The 18,102-nt window shown below is 67.9% G+C and carries 16 protein-coding genes; 14 read left to right on the forward strand and 2 right to left on the reverse strand.

Annotated features, from left to right (window positions below):
• Positions 1–38 precede the first annotated feature (38 nt).
• Positions 39–944: a LysR family transcriptional regulator gene (locus I4484_RS05540; RefSeq protein WP_197449994.1), complete on the reverse strand. Its 906-nt coding sequence runs from the start codon at positions 942–944 to the stop codon at positions 39–41.
• A 172-nt stretch (positions 945–1,116) separates the two neighbouring features.
• On the opposite strand from I4484_RS05540, the gene I4484_RS05545 reads away from it, so the two are divergent.
• The 11 genes from I4484_RS05545 (at position 1,117) to I4484_RS05595 (ending at position 14,222) form a co-directional block, all read left to right on the forward strand.
• Complete coding sequence (locus I4484_RS05545) at positions 1,117–2,628, forward strand: CoA-acylating methylmalonate-semialdehyde dehydrogenase (RefSeq protein WP_197449995.1); 1,512 nt, start codon at positions 1,117–1,119, stop codon at positions 2,626–2,628.
• A gap of 19 nt (positions 2,629–2,647) precedes the next feature.
• Positions 2,648–4,300 (forward strand): GMC family oxidoreductase, encoded by a 1,653-nt coding sequence (locus tag I4484_RS05550; protein WP_197449996.1) that lies wholly within the window; start codon positions 2,648–2,650, stop codon positions 4,298–4,300.
• 219 nt (positions 4,301–4,519) lie between these two features.
• Entirely contained in the window at positions 4,520–4,726 is a 207-nt protein-coding gene (locus I4484_RS05555) for a cold-shock protein (protein ID WP_010629501.1), read from the forward strand.
• A gap of 187 nt (positions 4,727–4,913) precedes the next feature.
• Complete coding sequence (locus I4484_RS05560) at positions 4,914–6,683, forward strand: SLC13 family permease (RefSeq protein ID WP_197449997.1); 1,770 nt, start codon at positions 4,914–4,916, stop codon at positions 6,681–6,683.
• 76 nt (positions 6,684–6,759) lie between these two features.
• Positions 6,760–7,425: an alpha/beta hydrolase gene (locus I4484_RS05565; protein ID WP_197449998.1), complete on the forward strand. Its 666-nt coding sequence runs from the start codon at positions 6,760–6,762 to the stop codon at positions 7,423–7,425.
• Between the two features lie 5 nt (positions 7,426–7,430).
• Positions 7,431–8,363, forward strand: coding sequence for a prenyltransferase (locus tag I4484_RS05570; RefSeq protein WP_197449999.1), 933 nt, complete (start codon positions 7,431–7,433; stop codon positions 8,361–8,363).
• A gap of 193 nt (positions 8,364–8,556) precedes the next feature.
• Positions 8,557–8,781 (forward strand): hypothetical protein, encoded by a 225-nt coding sequence (locus I4484_RS05575; protein ID WP_234283567.1) that lies wholly within the window; start codon positions 8,557–8,559, stop codon positions 8,779–8,781.
• Between the two features lie 14 nt (positions 8,782–8,795).
• The gene (locus I4484_RS05580) at positions 8,796–9,455 is read left to right on the forward strand and encodes a hypothetical protein (protein WP_197450001.1); all 660 of its coding nucleotides are present in this window, start codon (positions 8,796–8,798) and stop codon (positions 9,453–9,455) included.
• Positions 9,452–10,945: a complex I subunit 5 family protein gene (locus I4484_RS05585; protein WP_197450002.1), complete on the forward strand. Its 1,494-nt coding sequence runs from the start codon at positions 9,452–9,454 to the stop codon at positions 10,943–10,945. The genes I4484_RS05580 and I4484_RS05585 overlap by 4 nt, the downstream gene beginning before the upstream one ends.
• On the forward strand, positions 10,942–12,435 hold the full coding sequence (locus I4484_RS05590) for a proton-conducting transporter membrane subunit (protein ID WP_197450003.1): 1,494 nt from the start codon (positions 10,942–10,944) through the stop codon (positions 12,433–12,435). Before I4484_RS05585 ends, I4484_RS05590 begins: the two co-directional genes overlap by 4 nt.
• Positions 12,432–14,222, forward strand: coding sequence for a complex I subunit 5 family protein (locus I4484_RS05595; protein ID WP_197450004.1), 1,791 nt, complete (start codon positions 12,432–12,434; stop codon positions 14,220–14,222). The genes I4484_RS05590 and I4484_RS05595 overlap by 4 nt, the downstream gene beginning before the upstream one ends.
• A gap of 32 nt (positions 14,223–14,254) precedes the next feature.
• Here the strand turns inward: I4484_RS05595 and I4484_RS05600 are convergent, their stop codons facing one another.
• On the reverse strand, positions 14,255–15,667 hold the full coding sequence (locus I4484_RS05600; RefSeq protein WP_197450005.1) for a PhoH family protein: 1,413 nt from the start codon (positions 15,665–15,667) through the stop codon (positions 14,255–14,257).
• Between the two features lie 449 nt (positions 15,668–16,116).
• Here I4484_RS05600 and I4484_RS05605 point away from each other — a divergent pair, with 449 nt between their 5' ends.
• The 3 genes from I4484_RS05605 (at position 16,117) to I4484_RS05615 (ending at position 18,100) form a co-directional block, all read left to right on the forward strand.
• A complete protein-coding gene (locus I4484_RS05605) occupies positions 16,117–16,797 on the forward strand; it encodes a cell division protein ZipA C-terminal FtsZ-binding domain-containing protein (RefSeq protein WP_197450006.1) in 681 nt (226 codons plus the stop codon).
• 108 nt (positions 16,798–16,905) lie between these two features.
• The gene (locus tag I4484_RS05610) at positions 16,906–17,460 is read left to right on the forward strand and encodes a GNAT family N-acetyltransferase (RefSeq protein WP_197450007.1); all 555 of its coding nucleotides are present in this window, start codon (positions 16,906–16,908) and stop codon (positions 17,458–17,460) included.
• A gap of 19 nt (positions 17,461–17,479) precedes the next feature.
• A complete protein-coding gene (locus I4484_RS05615) occupies positions 17,480–18,100 on the forward strand; it encodes a LysE family translocator (protein WP_197450008.1) in 621 nt (206 codons plus the stop codon).
• The last annotated feature ends 2 nt before the right edge of the window (positions 18,101–18,102 follow it).

An 18,102-nucleotide genomic window follows, 5' to 3' on the forward strand; every position in this document is an offset into this window, starting at 1 on the left:
AAGGCTTCGTTCATGTCGCGTTCATCCGGCGCCAGCGCTCAGCGCTGACCGCCCCAGACACTCTCCAGCACCTCGAGTGCGGCGGCGATGGCCGGTTCCTCGCTGCGCTCGCGTCGCCACACGAAGCACAGCGCACAGGGCAGGCGCAGCCCCTCGACCACCACCAGGCCGCGTTCCTGGCGCTCGGCCATGGCCAAGGCGTCGCGGGCCAGGCTCAGGCCCACGCCGGCGCGCACCAGGTCGAGCATGCACGCCTCCTGGTCCACCTGGGCCACGCCGTTGGGCGTGACGCCGAGCGGGTCGAGCACGCCATGCAGCAGCCGGTAATGGGCCGAAAGCGTCGGTGTGACGATCCACGGCAGGGCGGCCAGGCTCGCCCAGTTGCTGGCGGCCACTCGGCTGCCCCAGCCGGGCGGTGCCACCACGTGATAATCGAAGTGGGTCAGCTCACGATAATCGATCTCCGGCGCCTCCGGGCCGGGGCCTTCACCGGGCGGCGCGAGGAAGAAGCCCACATCGAGTTCCTCGCGGCGAATCCACTCCAGCACGCTGCCGCTCATGCCGTGCTGCAGCTCGGTCTCGAGCTGTGGGGCGCGCTCCACCAGGCGATGCAGGAAGGCACCCAGACGAATGAACTCAGGATCGACGATGGTGCCGATGCGCAGCCTGCCGTGAAGGGTGCTGTGCAGGGCGCGGGCGCTCTGCTCGAAGGCGGCCATGGCCGCCAGTGCCCGCTCCGCCGCGGGCAGCAGGGCGTGGCCGTCGGCGGTCAGCGCCAGGCCCTGGGGGCGGCGACGAAACAGCGTCAGCCCCAGCGCCTCCTGCAGGTGCTTGAGCTTGAGACTGACGGCGGGCTGGGTCAGGTGCAGGCGCTCGGCGGCGCGGGAGACGCTGCCTTCTCGGGCCACGGTGACGAAGGCGCGCAGGGTGGGAAGATCGTGCATGGCGGCTGCCGCTGAGAATATAAGTAGAGCTTATATCTGGCTTTTGGATTTCTCAATTGATTGTGGCGCACGACACGGTAGGCTTGATGATCAAAGTACCGCCTGTGCTGAATGAAAGCCGCGCACGACGCGACAGCCAGCGACATCAGCCAACGACAAGACGAGAACCCTCATGACGCAGCACACGATCACGCATTATATCAACGGGCAAATGACGGCCGGCGAAGCGGGTCGCCATCAGGACGTCTACAACCCGGCCACCGGCCAGGTCTCGGGTCGGGTGGCGCTGGCCTCCCGCGGCGATGTGGCGACCGCCGTGGCCGCGGCCAAGGCCGCCTTCCCGGCCTGGGCCGACACGCCGCCGATCCGCCGCGCGCGGGTACTGTTCAAGTTCCTCGAGCTGCTCAACGCCCACAAGGACGAGCTGGCCCGCGCCATCACGCTGGAGCACGGCAAGGTCTTCACCGATGCCCAGGGCGAGGTGGCCCGCGGCATCGACATCGTCGAGTTCGCCTGCGGCATCCCGCAGCTGCTCAAGGGCGACTACACCGAGCAGGTGAGCGGCGGCATCGACAACTGGACCGTGCGCCAGCCGCTGGGCGTGGTGGCCGGCATCACGCCGTTCAACTTCCCGGCCATGGTGCCGATGTGGATGTTCCCGGTGGCCATCGCCGCGGGCAACACCTTCATCCTCAAACCCAGCCCCACCGACCCCAGCGCCTCGCTGCTGATCGCCGATCTGCTCAAGCAGGCCGGCCTGCCCGACGGCGTGTTCAACGTGGTGCAGGGCGACAAGGAGTCGGTCGAGGCGCTGATCGAGCACCCCGACGTGCAGGCACTCTCCTTCGTCGGCTCCACGCCCATCGCCAACCTGATCTACGAGAACGGCGCGCGCCACGGCAAGCGCGTGCAGGCCCTGGGCGGGGCCAAGAACCATATGGTCGTCATGCCCGACGCCGACCTGGACAAGGCCGTCGATGCCCTGATCGGCGCCGCCTACGGCAGTGCCGGCGAGCGCTGCATGGCGATCAGCGTGGCGGTGCTGGTGGGCGACGTGGCCGACAAGATCGTCCCACGCCTGGCCGAGCGTGCCAGGGCGCTGAAGGTCAAGAACGGCCTCGAACTCGACGCCGAGATGGGCCCCATCGTCACCGCCCAGGCCCACCAGCGCATCACCGGCTACATCGAGAAGGGCGTGGCCGAAGGCGCCGAGCTGGTGATCGACGGCCGCGAGTTCGACGCCACCACGACAGGCGACGGCTGCAGCGAAGGCTTCTGGATGGGCGGTTCGCTGTTCGACCACGTCACCCCGGAGATGACGATCTACAAGGAGGAGATCTTCGGCCCGGTGCTGGCCTGCGTGCGGGTACCCGACATCGCCACCGCCATCCAACTGATCAACGATCACGAATTCGGCAATGGCGTGAGCTGCTTCACCGAGAGCGGCAGCGTGGCGCACGAGTTCGGCCGCCGCATCCAGGTCGGCATGGTCGGCATCAACGTACCGATCCCGGTGCCCATGGCGTGGCACGGCTTCGGCGGCTGGAAGCGCTCGCTGTTCGGCGACACCCACGCCTATGGAGAGGAGGGCGTGCGCTTCTATACCAAGCAGAAATCGATCATGCAGCGCTGGTCCGACTCGATCAACGCCGGCGCCGAGTTCGCCATGCCGACCCATAAGTGAGCCGGTCGGGAGAATCCTCATGGCAGAGCAGGAATTCGACTACATCGTGGTGGGCGCCGGCACTGCCGGCTGCCTGCTGGCCAACCGCCTCAGCGCCGACCCGGCCAACCGGGTGCTGCTGATCGAGGCGGGCGGGCGCGACAACTACCACTGGGTGCACATCCCGGTGGGCTACCTCTACTGCATCAACAACCCGCGCATCGACTGGTGCTTCAAGACCGAGCCCGACGAGGGGCTCAACGGGCGCTCGCTGATCTACCCGCGCGGCAAGACCCTGGGCGGCTGCTCCAGCATCAACGGCATGCTTTACATGCGCGGCCAGGCCCGCGACTACGACGGCTGGGCCGAGCAGGTGGGCGACGACGACTGGCGCTGGGAGAACTGCCTGCCCGACTTCATGAAGCACGAGGACCACTACCGCCTGGACGAGGGCGGCGACGCCGATGCCGCCCACCGCGACTTTCACGGCCACGGCGGCGAATGGCGCATCGAGAAGCAGCGTCTCAAGTGGGAAGTGCTCGACGACTTCGCCGAAGCCGCGGTGCAGGCGGGCATCCCGCGTACGCGAGACTTCAACCGCGGCGACAACGAGGGCGTCGACTATTTCGAGGTCAACCAGCGCTCGGGCTGGCGCTGGAACGCGGCCAAGGCCTTCTTGCGCCCGGTGTGCGAGAAGCGCAGCAACTTCACGCTATGGCACTCCGCCCAGGTGCATCGACTGCTGTTCGAGGAAGGCAGCGGCGGCAAGCCCCGCGCCAGCGGGGTCGAGCTCGAACGTGACGGTGCCGTTACCCAGGTCAAGGCCAGGCGCGAGGTGATCCTGGCCGCCGGCGCCATCGGCTCGCCTCAGCTGCTGCAGCTCTCCGGCATCGGCCCGGCGGGGCTGCTCGCCGAGCACGACATCCCGCTGGTGCACGAGCTTCCCGGCGTCGGCGAGAACCTGCAGGATCACCTGCAGATCCGCTCGGTCTACAGGGTCACCGGCGCCAAGACCCTCAACACCCTGGCCGCCTCGTGGCTGGGCAAGGCGGCCATCGGCGTCGAATACCTGCTGCGCCGCACCGGGCCCATGAGCATGGCGCCTTCGCAGTTGTGCATCTTCACCCGCAGCAGCGACGAGTACACACACCCCAACATCGAGTACCACGTCCAGCCGTTGAGCCTGGAGGCCTTCGGCCAGCCGCTGCACGACTACCCGGCGATCACCGCCAGCGTGTGCAACCTCAACCCCACCAGCCGCGGCAGCGTGCGCATCAAGAGCCGCGACCCGCGCCAGGCCCCGGCCATCGCGCCCAACTACCTCAGTACCGAAGAGGATCGCAAGGTGGCGGCAGACTCGCTGCGGGTCACCCGGCGCATCGCCGAGCAGCCGGCCTTTGCCAAGTACCGCCCCGAGGAGGTCAAGCCCGGCGTGCAGTACCAGAGCGACGACGAGCTGGCACGGCTGGCCGGCGACATCGGCACCACCATCTTTCATCCGGTGGGCACGGCCAGGATGGGGCGCGACGACGACCCCATGGCGGTGGTGGACTCGCACCTGCGCGTGCGCGGCATCGAGGGGCTGCGGGTGGTGGATGCCAGCATCATGCCCACCATCACCAGCGGCAACACCAACTCGCCGACACTGATGATTGCCGAGAAGGCAGCGGGCTGGATTCTCACGGGCGGGTGAGGAAGGGGAGTAGGTAAAAATTACGTCATCGACGCAAAATAGTATTTGACGTGGGTGCCTGAACAGAGCAAGATGCGTGCAGTTGGTTAGCAAGTCGAACATCGCAGGTGGTCATCGAAACGCTCATGGCGTCTTGATTTCCCGGTGAAAAGTTTCTTGTTTTACCCACTGCAACTCGGGTATTTCCCGGAAAATCAATGCTATTAGAGGAATTCGATAATGGCTACCGGTACTGTCAAGTGGTTCAACGACACCAAGGGCTTCGGCTTCATCTCTCCGGACGACAACGGCGACGACCTGTTCGCTCACTTCTCCGAGATCCAGGCTGACGGCTTCAAGACTCTGCAGGACGGTCAGAAGGTCTCCTTCGACGTCACTCAGGGCAAGAAAGGCCTCCAGGCTTCCAACATCAAGGTCATCGGCTAAGCTTCAGCTTGCCCTGATCTGATGTGCCACCTCGGTGGCGAAAAGGCCCGCGCAAGCGGGCCTTTTGCATTTCTGCACGCCTGGGTCATATTCAATTTGGATCTTAATGGATTTCTAAAAATAACTTTTTAGAATATGAGGCTGCCGTCACAATGGACTCAGCTCCCTGTGAACGGAACCCTCGACCATGCCGCTGGATGCCTGGATCTCCCTCGCCGTCGTCCTTGTCGTTTTCCCCCTGATGGCCTTCTCCCGCCTCGGCCCCGACATCGTCCTGCTGGGGGCGGTCATCCTGCTGCTGACCCTCGGCGTGATCGATCCGGCCCAGGCCTTGGGCGGCTTCTCCAGCACCGGCCTGTTCACCGTGGCCTTCATGTACGTGCTGGTGGCCAGTATCCGCGAGACCGGCGGCATCGACCTGATCATTCGTCACGTGCTCGGCCGGCCCCGTAGCGAGGGTCGCGCCATGGCGCGGCTGCTGCTGCCAGTGGCGAGCCTGAGCGGTTTCCTCAACAACACGCCCGTGGTCGCCACCTTCATCCCCGCGGTGCTGAGCTGGAGCCGACGCCTGCAGCTGTCTGCCCATCGCCTGCTGATGCCGCTCAGCTTCGCTTCCATTCTAGGTGGCACCATTACCCTGTTCGGTACCAGCACCAACCTGGTGGTGCATGGGTTACTGGTCGAACGCCGCCCCGACCTGGACATGGGGCTGTTCGACATCGCCTGGGTCGGGGTGCCGGTGGCGGTGGCCGGGTTGCTCTACCTGCTGCTGATGGCGCCGCGCCTGCTACCGGCACGACGCGACGTGGCCAGCCCCTTCGCCAACCCGCGCGAGTACACCATCGAGATGGAGGTCGATCCCGCCGGGCCGCTGGTCAACCGCAGCGTGGAGGAGGCCGGGCTGCGCCACCTGCAGGAACTGTTCCTGGTAGAGATCGAGCGCGACGGCAACGTGGTCAGCGTGGTGGGCCCCGGGGAGCGACTCAAGGGTGGCGACCGGCTGGTGTTCGCCGGGACCAGCGAAGGAGCGGTGGAGCTGCAGCAGATGCGTGGCCTGGTGCCGTCGCGGCATGGCGAGTCGAGCCTGGAGAAGGAGTTCAAGGAGCGCCGCCTGGTGGAGGCGGTGGTGTCGGATCAATGCCAGTTTGTCGGCCAGCGCATTCGCGACGGCCACTTCCGCACCCTCTACGGCGCTGCCGTGCTGGCGGTATGTCGCGGCGGCGAGCGGGTCGCCGGCAACTTGGGGCAAGTGCGCCTGCAGCCCGCCGACGTGTTGCTGCTGGAGGTGCGCCCCCCGTTCATCGAGCGCCATCGGCAGTCTCGCGATTTCCTGCTGATCAGCCAGGTCAACGGCCAGGCGCGTCCCAACCACGAGAAGGCCTGGCTCGCCTGGAGCATTCTCGCCGCAGTGGTCGCGCTCGCCACCCTCGGCGTGATGAGCATGATGAACGCCGCCATGCTGGGCGCGGCAGCGGCGCTCATCACCGGCTGCTGCTCGGTGGGTGCGGCCAAGCGGGGACTCGATACCCAGGTATTGCTGACCATCGCCGCCTCCTTCGGCCTGGGTGCCGCGCTGGAGCACTCCGGCGCGGCGCAGGCCCTGGCCAGCGGCGTGTTGGGGCTGGCGGGCAGTTCCCCCTGGGCGCTGCTGGTGGCGGTCTACGTGCTGGTGAGCCTGCTCACCTCGGTCATTACCAATAATGCCGCGGCGGTCATCACCTTCCCGGTGGTCATGGCCGGCGCCGAGGCGCTCGGCGTCAATCCGATGCCCTACGTGGTGGCGGTGATGTTTGCCGCCTCGGCCAGCTTCCTCACGCCGATCGGCTACCAGACCAACCTGATGGTGCTCGGCCCCGGCGGCTACCGCTTCGGCGACTTCCTGCGCGTGGGAGGGCTGCTCAACCTGACCACCGCGGCGGTGGCGCTGGTGCTGATTCCCCTGGTGTGGCCTTTCTGAGGCGCGTCGCTCTCGCCGTCGTCATGGCTTTGCGGTAGGGTGTCGGCTTTGCAGACTGCGACGAAGGAAGCCAGCCATGAGCCACCCCGGCGAACTGATCATCGAGCCGAAGAGCGGTCGCGCGGCCGATGCCTGTGTCTTCATCCTGCACGGCCTGGGCGCCGATGGGCATGACTTCGAGCCCCTGGTGCCGGCGCTGCCGCTGAAAGCGGGACTCGACGTTCGCTTCATCCTGCCCCATGCGCCGCGGCTGCCGGTGACGATCAACGGCGGCATGGTGATGCCGGCATGGTACGACATCCACGAGATGAGCCTCGACCGGCGCGTCGACACGGCGCAGCTGGTGGCCTCCGCCGAGCGCATCCAGGCGCTGATGCAGGAGCAGATCGGCCACGGCATCGACAGCCGGCGTATCATCCTCGCCGGTTTCTCCCAGGGTGGGGCGGTGGCCTATCAGGCCGCGCTTTCGTTCGACGCCCCGCTGGGCGGGCTGCTGGCCATGTCCACCTACTTCGCCACCGCCGAGACCGTCGCGCTGGCCGAGGCCAACCGCGAACTGCCGATCGAGATTCACCACGGCACCTTCGACCCGGTGGTACCCGAGTCGCTGGGCAAGGCGGCCTACCAGCGCCTGCAGGCGTTGGGTTACGCGGTGCACTACCAGACCTATCCCATGGCCCACGCGGTGTGCCCGCAGCAGGTGGGTGACATCGCCGACTGGCTGAACGCACGGCTGGGCTGAATGCGGTGAGCGACGCCACGGCCGAGGCCTCCCTGATACGGACCTGCCTGCGCAGCAGCCGGCCGAACTTCCTGGTCCTGGCGCCGCTGTGCGCGGGCCTGGCGATGACCGCGGCCTGGGCAGAAGGCCTGGCGTTCGCCCCGCTCGATGCGCTGCTGGTACTGTTCGGCGCGCTGCTGGCCCATGCCGCGGTGAACCTGTTCAATGAGCACCACGACTTTCACTCCGGCCTCGATGCGCTGACCGAGCGCACACCGTTCTCCGGCGGCAGCGGCGCGCTGCCCGAGCGGCCCGAGGCCGCCCGTGCCGTGCGGGTGGCGGCCTGGGCCTGCCTGGCGGGGGTGATGCTGATCGGTGCCTGGTTCCTGTGGCGGGCGGGGCCGGTGATGCTGCTGTATGGCCTGGCGGGGCTCGGCCTGGTGCTGGCCTACACCGGTTGGCTGACGCGCCGGCCCTGGCTCTGCCTGCTCGCCCCGGGGGCGGGTTTCGGCCTGCTGATGGTACCGGGCGCCCATCAGGCGCTGACCGGCACGCTGTCGGCCACGGTGGTGGCGGCAGCGCTGGTGCCCACGCTGATGGTCAGCGCACTGTTGCTGATCAACCAGGTGCCCGACATCGACGCCGACCGCCGGGTGGGGCGCGATCATCTGGCGATCCGCCTGGGGCCGCTGCGGGCCGCCCGGCTGGTGGCGCTGCTGCTGGCGGCCGCCTTCGCGGTGGTGCCCCTGGCCTGGTGGGCCGGGGCGTTGCCCACCACGGCCTGGCTGATGTGGCTGGCGCTGCCGGTCCTGGCGTGGCTGCTGCGTGGCCTGTGGCGCTTGCCGGCGGGCGTGGCGCAGGGCGAGCTGGCGCCGCTGCTGCCCTTGATGGGACTCAACGTCGTGCTGCTGCTGGCGAGCCTGGCGCTGCTCAACGTCGGGCTATGGCTGGCGGGTTGAGGTGCGCCGAAGCCCGGTGACGCGCCATCCTGCGCGGCGGGGAGGGATTCCAAGTGGCAGACGAGCTCGGACTCTGACAGGCTTGGGGTAGCAGGGTCCTGCTCCCCGGGCGTAGCCCGGGGTTGAGTCGAGCGGGATCGATCCCAAGGTGTACAGGTGGTACCTGGCCAGTCAGCACAAGGAGACCGTGATGATGCCCGATATTTCCGAGGAGCTGCGTCTGCCGGTGGCCTGCCCGAACTGCGGCAGCCACCTCTATCGTGTCTCGAAGGTTCATAACCCCGACGACAAGGTGTTCTGTGCCTCCTGCAAGCGTTTCCTGTGTCTCTACCATGAAGCGCAGGGCATGCTGGACAAGGGGCCGGGCGATGAGCTCGAGGCCATGATCGAAGAGGTCGTCAACCGAAACCACCACTAAGGCGCGCGTCGCGTATGCCGCCATTCGGTGAGTCGCTGCTGGCCGTGGCCTTGCTGCTGCTGGCGGTGGTGACGCTGCTCGAACGTCGCCTGGTGCGAGCCTGCATAGGGTTCGTGCTCTTTGCGCTGACGGTGGCGCTGGCCTGGGCCCGGCTTGGGCTGGTGTGGCTGGCGCTGCTCGAGCTGGTGCTGGGAGCCGTGCTGACCGGAGCCTTCCTGTTCCATGCCCTGGAGGTGTCGCTGCAGGCCAGGCCCCGCGGGGGCCGCCGGTATGACCCCGAACCGCTGGCCTGTCGGCCTGCCCTGGCATGCCTGCTGCCGGCCGCGGCGGTTCCCACCCTGATCGGCGTGGCCCTCGTTGCCCAGGAGGTGAGCCTCCTGGACGCGCTGCGTCCCGCCGGGCTTGGCCTGCTCGGGGCTGGGCTGTGGGCCTTCTCGCTGCATCGCCACTTGCTGCGGCGCCTGCTGGCCTTCAACGTCATCGGCACGGGAATTTTCCTGCTCCTCATGTCCCTGGCCGGGGACGGGGCCAGAGCGGCTGCCCATGGGCTGGTCATCTCCGGCCTGTTGGTGGCGCTGCTGGGCACGGCCCTAGGGGCGCTGCTGATCCGCCGTCTCGAGGACCTGGAGCCACCCGGCGCGGCGGCATCGGCGCACGGCGACGGGGCGCCATGATCGAGCGCCTGGGCTTGGCCACCGACCTGTCTGGGCAGGCCGACGCTCCGCTGATGCTCTACGCCGTGCTCGGCCTGCCGCTGCTGCTCGGGCTGCTGGGCGGCGTGCTGCGGCCCGCACGTGGTTGGCCCGTCGCCCTGGTGGGGCTGCTGCCGCTGTCGGCCCTGGGCTGGCTGACAGCCGCATCGGCCGGCGGGCCGGGGCAGTCGGGAACGTTCGAGGTCGGCTCGCTGATGCTGCATTGGCGCCTCAACGGCCTTACGCTCGTCCTGCTGCTGCTCACCCAGGCGATCGTCCTGGCCAGTGCGCTCTATGCGCCGTCCTACCTGCGCGAGATGGCCCAGGCCAGCCGTCGCGGCCAGGCCGGGTTCTGGCCGCTGCTGGGTGTCCTGGCCGCCAGCCTCTCATTGATCTGGGTGGCGGCAGACCTGCTGTTGCTGTACATCGGCCTGGAAGTGATGGGGCTGGCCGTGGTGGGGCTGCTGCTGCTGCCGGGCAAGGCCGACGCCCTGGTGGCGGGGCTGCGCTACCTGCTGCTGGCGTTGGTGGGGTCGCTGGCTTACCTGCTGGGCAGTGCGCTGCTGCTGGGCGCCTGGGGGCGGCTGGACCTGGCGGGCCTGGCCGAGGCGGCCGAACCCGGCGCCTTGCCGTGGGTGGCCGTGGCCCTGCTCAGTGCGGGCTTGCTGCTCAAGGCCGCCGTGTTTCCCCTGCACGCCTGGTTGGTGCCAGTGCATGGTGCGGCCTGGATCCCCATCAGTGCGCTGCACGCGGGCCTGGTGGTCAAGGCTTCCTTCTTCATCGCACTGCAGCTGTGGCTGGTGCTGGTGCCGGCAGCGGCGTCGGCGGCTGCGCTGATAGGCGTGATGGCGGCCGGGGCGGTGACCTGGGGCGGTGTGATGGCCTGGCGCGCGGCGACGCTCAAGGAGGTGGTGGCCTGGTCGACCGTGTCGCAGCTGGGTTACCTGCTGCTGGCGTTTCCGCTGCTGGTCGGCAGCGGAAAGGCCGTCGCCGCGCTGGCCTGGGACGGCACCTGGCTGCAGCTGGCCGCCCATGGCCTGGCCAAGGCGGCCATGTTCCTGGCCGCGGGCAACCTGATTCTCGCCACCGGCGAAGCCCGGGTGGAGGGGCTGGCCGGTGCCAGCCGCCGCTTCCCGCTCTCCCTGCTCAGCTTCGGCATGGCGGCGATCAGCCTGGTCGGGCTGCCGCCGAGCATGGGCTTCACCGCCAAATGGCTGCTGCTGCATGCCGCGTTGGCGGGCGGCCATTGGGCCTGGATGGCGGTGCTCGCCATCGGCACGCTGCTCAGCGCCGCCTATGTCTTCCGTATCTTTCGTTACTCCTTCATCGAGGACGCCCCGGAATCCGAGTATCGCCGGGTGCCCTGGGGCATGGAGCTCATCGCCCTGCTGCTGGCGCTGGCGGCGCTGCTGCTGGGATTGGCGGCCGACTGGCCGCTGTCGCTGCTGCGCGGCGCGGGAGGCGAGCCATGAGCCAGGGCTGGCTGCCGGTCTTCACCCTGGCCACCTCGCTGCTGGTGGCACCGCTGATCTTCGCCCTGCCAGAGCGGGCCTGGCGGGCGCGCGCGGCAGTCAACCTGGCGGCCGCCATGCTCAAGCTGCTGCTGGTCGCGCTGCTGGTGCTGGGGTTCTATCAGGGGCGTGACTACAGTTTCGGCTTCACGGTGGTGGAGGGCGCCAGCTTCCTGCTCCAGGTCGATGCCCTGGGGCTGATGTTCGCCGGCCTCTCGTCGTTGCTGTGGCTGGCCACCACGGTCTACGCCATCGGCTATCTCGAGGATTCGCCCAACCGCAAGCGCTTCTTCGGCTTCTTCAGCCTCTGCGTGGCCAGTACCGTCGGCATCGCCCTGGCCGGCAACCTGTTCACCTTTCTGCTGTTCTACGAGCTGCTCACGCTCTCCACCTATCCGCTGGTGGTGCACCGCGGCCACGCCAAGGCGCTGGCCGCGGGCAAGGTCTATCTTCGCTACACCCTGACCGGCGGGCTGGTGTTGCTGCTCGGCGTGGTGGCGCTGCACGCCCTGGTGGGCGATGTCGCCTTCGGGCAACGCGAGAGGCTCGCCGACCTGGGGCCCGAGGCCCATCCCATGCTGACCGTCCTGTTCCTGGTGCTGCTCGTCGGCCTCGGGGTCAAGGCGGCGCTGGTACCGCTGCACGGCTGGCTGCCGCGGGCCATGGTGGCGCCTGCGCCGGTCAGCGCGCTGCTGCATGCGGTGGCGGTGGTCAAGGCCGGGGCGTTCGGCATCGTGCGGCTGGTGTACGACGTCTTCGGCATTTCGCTGGTCCACGAACTCGGCCTGCTGATGCTGCTCGGCGTGATTGCCTGCGTCACCATCCTCTACGGTTCGGTGCGCGCCCTGTCGCAGCAGGAGCTCAAGCCGCGGCTGGCCTACTCCACGGTCAGCCAGGTCTCCTATATCGTGCTCGGCATCAGCCTGTTCGGCCCCTTCGGCACCATCGCCGGGCTCGTCCACCTGATGCACCAGGGGCTGATGAAGGTCACCCTGTTCTACTGTGCCGGCAACTACGCCGAGGAACTCGGCGTTCATCGTATCGACGAACTCGACGGCGCCGGGCGGCGCATGCCGCTCACCAGCTTGGCCTTCACCGTGGGGGCGCTGGGTATGATCGGCCTGCCGCCGGTCGCTGGCTTCATCACCAAATGGTACCTGGGGCTGGGGGCGGTCCAGGCCGGCATGCCCTGGGTGATCGGCGTGATCGTCACTAGCAGCCTGCTGAACGCCGCCTACTTCCTGCCCATCCTTTACCGGCTGTGGTTCCGGCAGGGGCTCGGTCGCTGGCCGGAAGAGCGCCGCCTGGGGCGCTACGAGACCAGCGCCTGGCTGCTGCTGCCGACTGCCGCCACGGCGCTGTTCAGCATCCTGGTGGGGCTGCTGGCGGGGGTTTCCTTCAGCCCGCTGGACCTGGCGACCTTCATGGCGACGCAGGAGTACCTGCCATGAGCCTGCTGCTTGCTGTGGTGCCGCTCTGGCCGCTGCTGGTGATGCTTTATGCCGGGCTGCGGCTGGCCCTGGCCCGGCTTGGCTCGCGCCGCGGCCGGCCGCGGCTGGAACTTTTCGATGCGGTGTGGCTGTCGGCACCGCTGCCAGCCCTGCTGCTGGCGCTGTGGCCCGGCGAGCTGGCACTGTCTATGCAGAGCTGGATGCTGGGTGGTCTATGGCAGCTCGACGGGGCGCGCCGGCCGTGGCTGCTGTTCGGCGCCCTGCTGTGGCTGCTGGCCGGCTGGTATGCGCGTGGCTACCTGGCCCACGAGCGGCGCCAGGCCGGGGAGGGCGACGCGGATGCCGTTGGCCGCCTGCTGGGCTTCACGCTGCTGTGGCCGCTGACGCTGGCCGGCAACCTGCTGCTGATCCTGGCCGAGGACATCCCCAGCTTCTATCTGGGCTTCGTCACCATGACCCTGGCCGCCTACGGCCTGGTGGTGCACGCCCGCGACCGCGACGCCAGGCTCGGTGGTCTGGCCTACATCGTCATGGCGCTCGTCGGCGAGGGGCTCATCCTGGCCGGCCTGCTGTGGTCGGCGGGCAGTGCGGAGGCGCTGACCCTGAGCGAGCTGCGGGCGGCCATCGTCGAGGCCGAACAGGGGCCGTGGATGGCCACCCTGCTGTGGCTGGGGTTCGGCGTCAAGGCCGGCGTGATCGGGCTCCACGTCTGGCTGCCGTTGGCGCACCCGGTGGCGCCAACGCCGGCCAGCGCCGTGCTCAGCGGGGTGATGGTCAAGGCCGGCGTGCTGGGCTGGCTGAGCACGCTGCCGCTGGGCGTCCCCGAGGCGGGGCTGGTCCGGCTCGGCGAGGCGATCGTCCTGGCCGGGCTGGCGGGGGCCTTCGTCGCCGCCCTGCTGGGTGTGACCCAACGCCAACCCAAGGCGGTGCTGGCCTACTCCAGCGTCAGCCAACTGGGCATGCTGGCCAGCCTGGTGGGCGTGGGGCTGGCGGCGCCAGCGCTGTGGCCGGCGCTGCTGGCGCCGGTCACGCTCTTCGCCGCTCACCACGGCATGACCAAGGGTGCCCTGTTCCTCGGCGTGGGCATCAGCGAGCATCCGCCGCGGCTGCCGGCCTGGCTGATCGTGACGCTGCTGTCGGTGCCGGCGCTCTCCCTGGGCGGTGCGCTGACCTCGGGGCTGGTCGCCAAGGGGTTCATCAAGGAGGCGCTCTACGGGAGCGAGTACGCGGCGCTGACGAGCTGGCTCAGCCTGGCGGCGGTGGGCAGCACCCTGCTCATGGCACGTGCGCTGTGGCGCCAATGGCGGGGACGGGGCGAGCCTTCCCTTCCCTGGCGTGCGCCCATGTCGCTGGCCTGGCTGGGCGCCGTGCTGGCGGCGGTCTCGGTGCCGCTATGGCTTCCCATCGACGGCGCCAAGTGGCCACCGCTGAAGGATCTGCCCGGGCTGCTGTGGCCGGTGGCCCTGGGGCTTGGCCTGGCGGGCCTGGTGCTGCTGGCGGCCAGGGCCAGGTCGGGCGAGTGGGGTGTCGCGGCTCGCCTGCCCGCGGGCGACCTGTGGTGGGGCTACACGGCCCTGGCGCGGCGAGTGGTGGCGGGGCTGACGCGAGCAGGCGCCGGGCTTGTGGCCAGCGGGCAGCGGTTACGCGCGCGCCTGGTGGAGCGGGAGCATCGCGCCATCGACTGGCTCGACGGCCTGACCCACGCCGAGCGGGTCTTCACCCGCCTGGCCGTGCCGCTGATGGTGGGGGTGGCGGTGCTGCTGCTACTGGGGTTCTGGCTGGGCTAGGCCCGGCGGCTGCCGGGCCTGGCCGCCTCGAGCTACAGCAGTTCTTCGCCGGCCAGCGCCAGTCGCGAGCGCTCGACACTGCGCAGCGTCACGTGGCCGGCATGCGGCCAGTTGCTGAAGCGCTGCACCACCGCCGCCATGCCGCAGGTGTTGGCGGTGAGGTAGGGCGTGTCGATCTGGCCGACGTTGCCCAGGCAGACGATCTTGGTGTTGCGCCCGGCCCGGGTGAGCAGGGTCTTGAGCTGCTTGGGCGTGAAGTTCTGCGCCTCGTCGATGATCAGGAAGGTATCGTTCAGGGTGCGCCCGCGCATGAAGCCGGGGGCGCGGATCTGCACGCGTGAGCCGATCAGGGTGCGCGTGGCGTCCTGGCTCCAACTGGTGCTGCCGTCGTGCTCGTCGCGCAGCAGGTTGTCCATATTGTCGTGGAAGGCACCCATCCACGGCGACATCTTCTCCTCCTCGGTGCCGGGCAAAAAGCCGATGTCCTCGCTCATCGAGATTGGCGCCCGGGTGAAGACGATGCGCTCGAAGCGCTTGGCGTCGAGCGTCTGCTGAAAGGCCGCCGCCAGCGTCATGAAGGTCTTGCCGGTGCCGGCGCTGCCGGCAATGGTGACGAGGTCGATATCGTCATCCATCAGCAGGTTGAGGGCGAAGTTCTGGCGGCTGTCGTGGGCGTGGACACCCCAGACGCCGTCCCTGTGGCGGTAGTTGGTCAACAGCTGGAGCCGCGCCTGGTTGGGCCCCAGTTCGCGCACGATAGCTTCGAAGCTGGCTCCGTTCTCGCTGTCGGACACCAGCATGCCCAGGTGCCAGCCGCCGGGTATCTCGCCCTGCAGCCGGTAGAAGGTGTGGTGGTCGACTCGCTCCACCTCGACATTGACATCCATCTGATCCCAGGGGCCGCTGCCGCCCTCCGCTTCGGGATAGATGCGTACCCCCTCCAGCATGACGTCGCTGTCGCTGAAGGCGCGGTCGGTCAGGTAGTCCTCCACCGGCACGTGCAGGGCGGCGGCCTTCACCCGCAGGTTGATGTCCTTGGTGACCAGGATCACCGAGGCATCGGGGCGCTCGTCGCGTAGCCGGCAGGTCTCGGCCAGCAGTACGTTGTCGGGGCTCTCCGCCAGATGCTCGAGCGGTTCGAGTTCGGGGTAGCAGAGGAAACGTAGCTTGCCGAGGGTGGTGCCATCGGCTCGGGGTATCGGTATGCCTTGCTGAATTTCGTCGAAGGTGACCTGGTTGGTGAGGTCGGAGAGGGTACGGCTGACCTGGCGGGCGGTGCGAGCGATCTCGCGCAGGCCATTCTTGTGCTTGTCGAGTTCCTCGAGCACGGTCATGGGAATGACCACCTCGTGTTCCTCGAACTGATACAGCGCAGCGGGGTCGTGGAGCAGGACGTTGGTATCCAGCACGTACAGCCGCTTGGCTTTCTTGTCGAGTCGTACCATCGGGGCAGCGCTCCTGAGTTGACGGCACCTACAACACTGGCCTTCACATCGTTCCGTGGTATGACAGTCCCGGCTCACTGGCGGCCAGTGTCACTTCGCGGGCGTGGCTCCTCTGTGGCTTCGTTTCCTAGAGCATGGAGTTTTCCACCCGCGGTTGCCATCGAAATTCTTCAACGCAAGCCGCTGGAACGCCTGCTACGGCACATTGCGCTCTGCCGGCGATACCGCTCCATCGCCGCCGTGGGGGAGCCCATGGCGGGCCGAACGAGGGGAGGGGCGAGTTAACGTTGATTGCGCATATAGCGATACGAAACGCAACGGCGTAAGGTAGAGCCAATAACAAATGGCCCGACACGGCGTTGCCTGGACGAACGTAGACGCGTGCGATCGGAAGAGGGCGCGGTGCTTGGAAATGCCTCGTGGGCCAGCTAAAGGCAGAGGTACGCAGGATGGATCCGGTCGTAGCGGTACTGATCGTGGCGGGAGTGGCGTTGCTGCTCTCGATGGTATGCATGGTGGCCTTCGTGAAGAGCCGCAGTGCTCGCAGCGAGCTCGAGGAAGCGCCGCTGACAACGCGCCGCGTGGCGGAGGCCGCCCCCGATTCCCGCGCGGTGGAGGCGCCTCGGCCGGAAGCCGGAACCCTGCCCGAGCCGGATGTGCCGGAGCCGATGCACCGTTTCAAGATTGCCTCGGGCAAGGACATCAAGCAGTGCCTGTTCGTGATCCTCGACTGGCCGGGGCTGGACACCAACCGCCGCCTCGCTCGCCTGCTCAAGGAGTACAACGCCAACTATGACGCCAAACTGGGCGTCTACAAGATTCGCGACTCCCTTGCCGGCTACAAGCTGACCATTGCCAACTCGTCGCCGCCCGGGACTCTGCCACCCATCCACGAGGGCGACGACCAGCCCACCGTGCCCGGTGTCTCCATCCTGATCCACTTCGTCAGCAAGCGCAGCGTGGCGCGCAACCCCGAAACGCTGATCCAGATCACCCAGACGATCGCCTCCCTTGGCGGCCATATTCTCGACGCCGAGCGCAATGTCGTCAGCAACGAGGAGTTCGAGCTGCTGCGACAGCATGCGCAGGCGTCACAGGCGGCCGCGACGAGAGTCCGGCATCCCTCATGAGGCCGGCAACCCCAAGCGGCCGGCGCGTGTCGCCCGGTCCTGGTCTAAACTGACAGGCTATCTCCGCCAGAGCCGTTTGCGAGCCGTGATGCTGCCAGGGAGGGCACGATGTTCGAGTTGGAAACGCTGCGTCTACGGCTGCGCCCCCTGGCGACCGGCGATTTGCCGGAGCTGTCCGCGATGCTGGCCGACCCCGAGGTGATGCGCTACTCGCTGCGCGGCGTTTGCGACCAGACGGCGACCCGGATCTTTCTCGACTGGTGCTTCGACTGCTACATCAACCATCGCACGGGGCCATTGGCGCTGGTGGACAAGGACGAGCGGAATTTCGTCGGCTTCTGTGGCGTATCCCCTGAACGCGTCAAGGGCACTGCGGAGTTGAGCCTGGGCTACCGGCTTGCCCGGCGTTACTGGGGGCAGGGGCTGGCGACCGAGGCCGCGATCGCGGTGCTCGGCCATGCCTTCGACGATCGCCGCTTCAACTCGGTGGTCGCCATCGTCGAACCGGCGCACAAGGCCTCGCTGCGGGTGGCGGAGAAGGTCGGCTTCGAACGCTTCGAAACGTGCGAGTTTCACCAGCGGCCGGTGTGCCTGTCGCGAATGCGGCGAGCGCAGTGGCAGCAGCGCTTGGCTGCCGAGGCAGGCACAGCAGGCATGGACTGACTCAACACGAGGAAGCGGCATGAATCTGACGACGCTCTGGCTCTTCATCCCGGCATGCTTCGCGCTGAACCTGGCACCGGGACCCAACAATCTGCTTTCCATGAGCAATGCCAAGCGCTACGGCGTGAACGTGGCCTGCCTGGCGGGCATCGGTCGTCTGGTCGCTTTCATGATGATGATTGCGCTGGCGGCTTCCGGGCTTGCCACGCTGCTGTACGCTTCGGAGAGGCTGTTCCTTGCCGTCAAGCTGCTGGGGGCAGTTTACCTGTTCTGGCTGGCCTATCAGTTGTGGTTCGCCGCACCTGGCGAGGAGCAGGCGATCGAAGGCCGGCAGCGCAGCCTGCTGGGATTGGCGCGTCAGGAGTTCCTGTTGGCCGCCGGCAACCCCAAGGCGATATTGATCTTCACCGCCTTTCTGCCGCAGTTCGTCGACCCGGCCGGTCACATTGCCCTGCAATTTACTATCCTCGGCGCGTTGTTCCTGCTGCTCGAGTGGATCGCCATTGCCGGTTATGCCTATGTCGGTGCCTTCCTGCGCCAGTGGTTCTCCCGCCCAGCCATGCGGCAACTGTTCAACCGCAGCTGCGCCACCTTGCTGGCCAGCGCCGGCGTTGGGTTGCTGGTCGCTCGGCGGGAGTGAGA

The sequence above is a fragment of the Halomonas sp. SS10-MC5 genome, from assembly GCF_015992245.1.
In the GTDB taxonomy this organism is placed as follows: domain Bacteria; phylum Pseudomonadota; class Gammaproteobacteria; order Pseudomonadales; family Halomonadaceae; genus Halomonas; species Halomonas sulfidoxydans.

What these genes read in the sequence shown, in the direction of transcription:
- I4484_RS05550 (WP_197449996.1), top strand. Translation starts at nt 2,648, where the DNA reads ATGGCAGAGCAGGAATTCGACTACATCGTGGTGGGCGCCGGCACTGCC.
- I4484_RS05545 (WP_197449995.1), top strand. Translation starts at nt 1,117, where the DNA reads ATGACGCAGCACACGATCACGCATTATATCAACGGGCAAATGACGGCC.
- I4484_RS05575 (WP_234283567.1), top strand. Translation starts at nt 8,557, where the DNA reads ATGCCCGATATTTCCGAGGAGCTGCGTCTGCCGGTGGCCTGCCCGAAC.
- I4484_RS05610 (WP_197450007.1), top strand. Translation starts at nt 16,906, where the DNA reads ATGTTCGAGTTGGAAACGCTGCGTCTACGGCTGCGCCCCCTGGCGACC.
- I4484_RS05595 (WP_197450004.1), top strand. Translation starts at nt 12,432, where the DNA reads ATGAGCCTGCTGCTTGCTGTGGTGCCGCTCTGGCCGCTGCTGGTGATG.
- I4484_RS05605 (WP_197450006.1), top strand. Translation starts at nt 16,117, where the DNA reads ATGGATCCGGTCGTAGCGGTACTGATCGTGGCGGGAGTGGCGTTGCTG.
- I4484_RS05585 (WP_197450002.1), top strand. Translation starts at nt 9,452, where the DNA reads ATGATCGAGCGCCTGGGCTTGGCCACCGACCTGTCTGGGCAGGCCGAC.
- I4484_RS05560 (WP_197449997.1), top strand. Translation starts at nt 4,914, where the DNA reads ATGCCGCTGGATGCCTGGATCTCCCTCGCCGTCGTCCTTGTCGTTTTC.
- I4484_RS05590 (WP_197450003.1), top strand. Translation starts at nt 10,942, where the DNA reads ATGAGCCAGGGCTGGCTGCCGGTCTTCACCCTGGCCACCTCGCTGCTG.
- I4484_RS05615 (WP_197450008.1), top strand. Translation starts at nt 17,480, where the DNA reads ATGAATCTGACGACGCTCTGGCTCTTCATCCCGGCATGCTTCGCGCTG.
- I4484_RS05600 (WP_197450005.1), bottom strand. Translation starts at nt 15,667, where the DNA reads ATGGTACGACTCGACAAGAAAGCCAAGCGGCTGTACGTGCTGGATACC.
- I4484_RS05580 (WP_197450001.1), top strand. Translation starts at nt 8,796, where the DNA reads ATGCCGCCATTCGGTGAGTCGCTGCTGGCCGTGGCCTTGCTGCTGCTG.
- I4484_RS05565 (WP_197449998.1), top strand. Translation starts at nt 6,760, where the DNA reads ATGAGCCACCCCGGCGAACTGATCATCGAGCCGAAGAGCGGTCGCGCG.
- I4484_RS05540 (WP_197449994.1), bottom strand. Translation starts at nt 944, where the DNA reads ATGCACGATCTTCCCACCCTGCGCGCCTTCGTCACCGTGGCCCGAGAA.
- I4484_RS05555 (WP_010629501.1), top strand. Translation starts at nt 4,520, where the DNA reads ATGGCTACCGGTACTGTCAAGTGGTTCAACGACACCAAGGGCTTCGGC.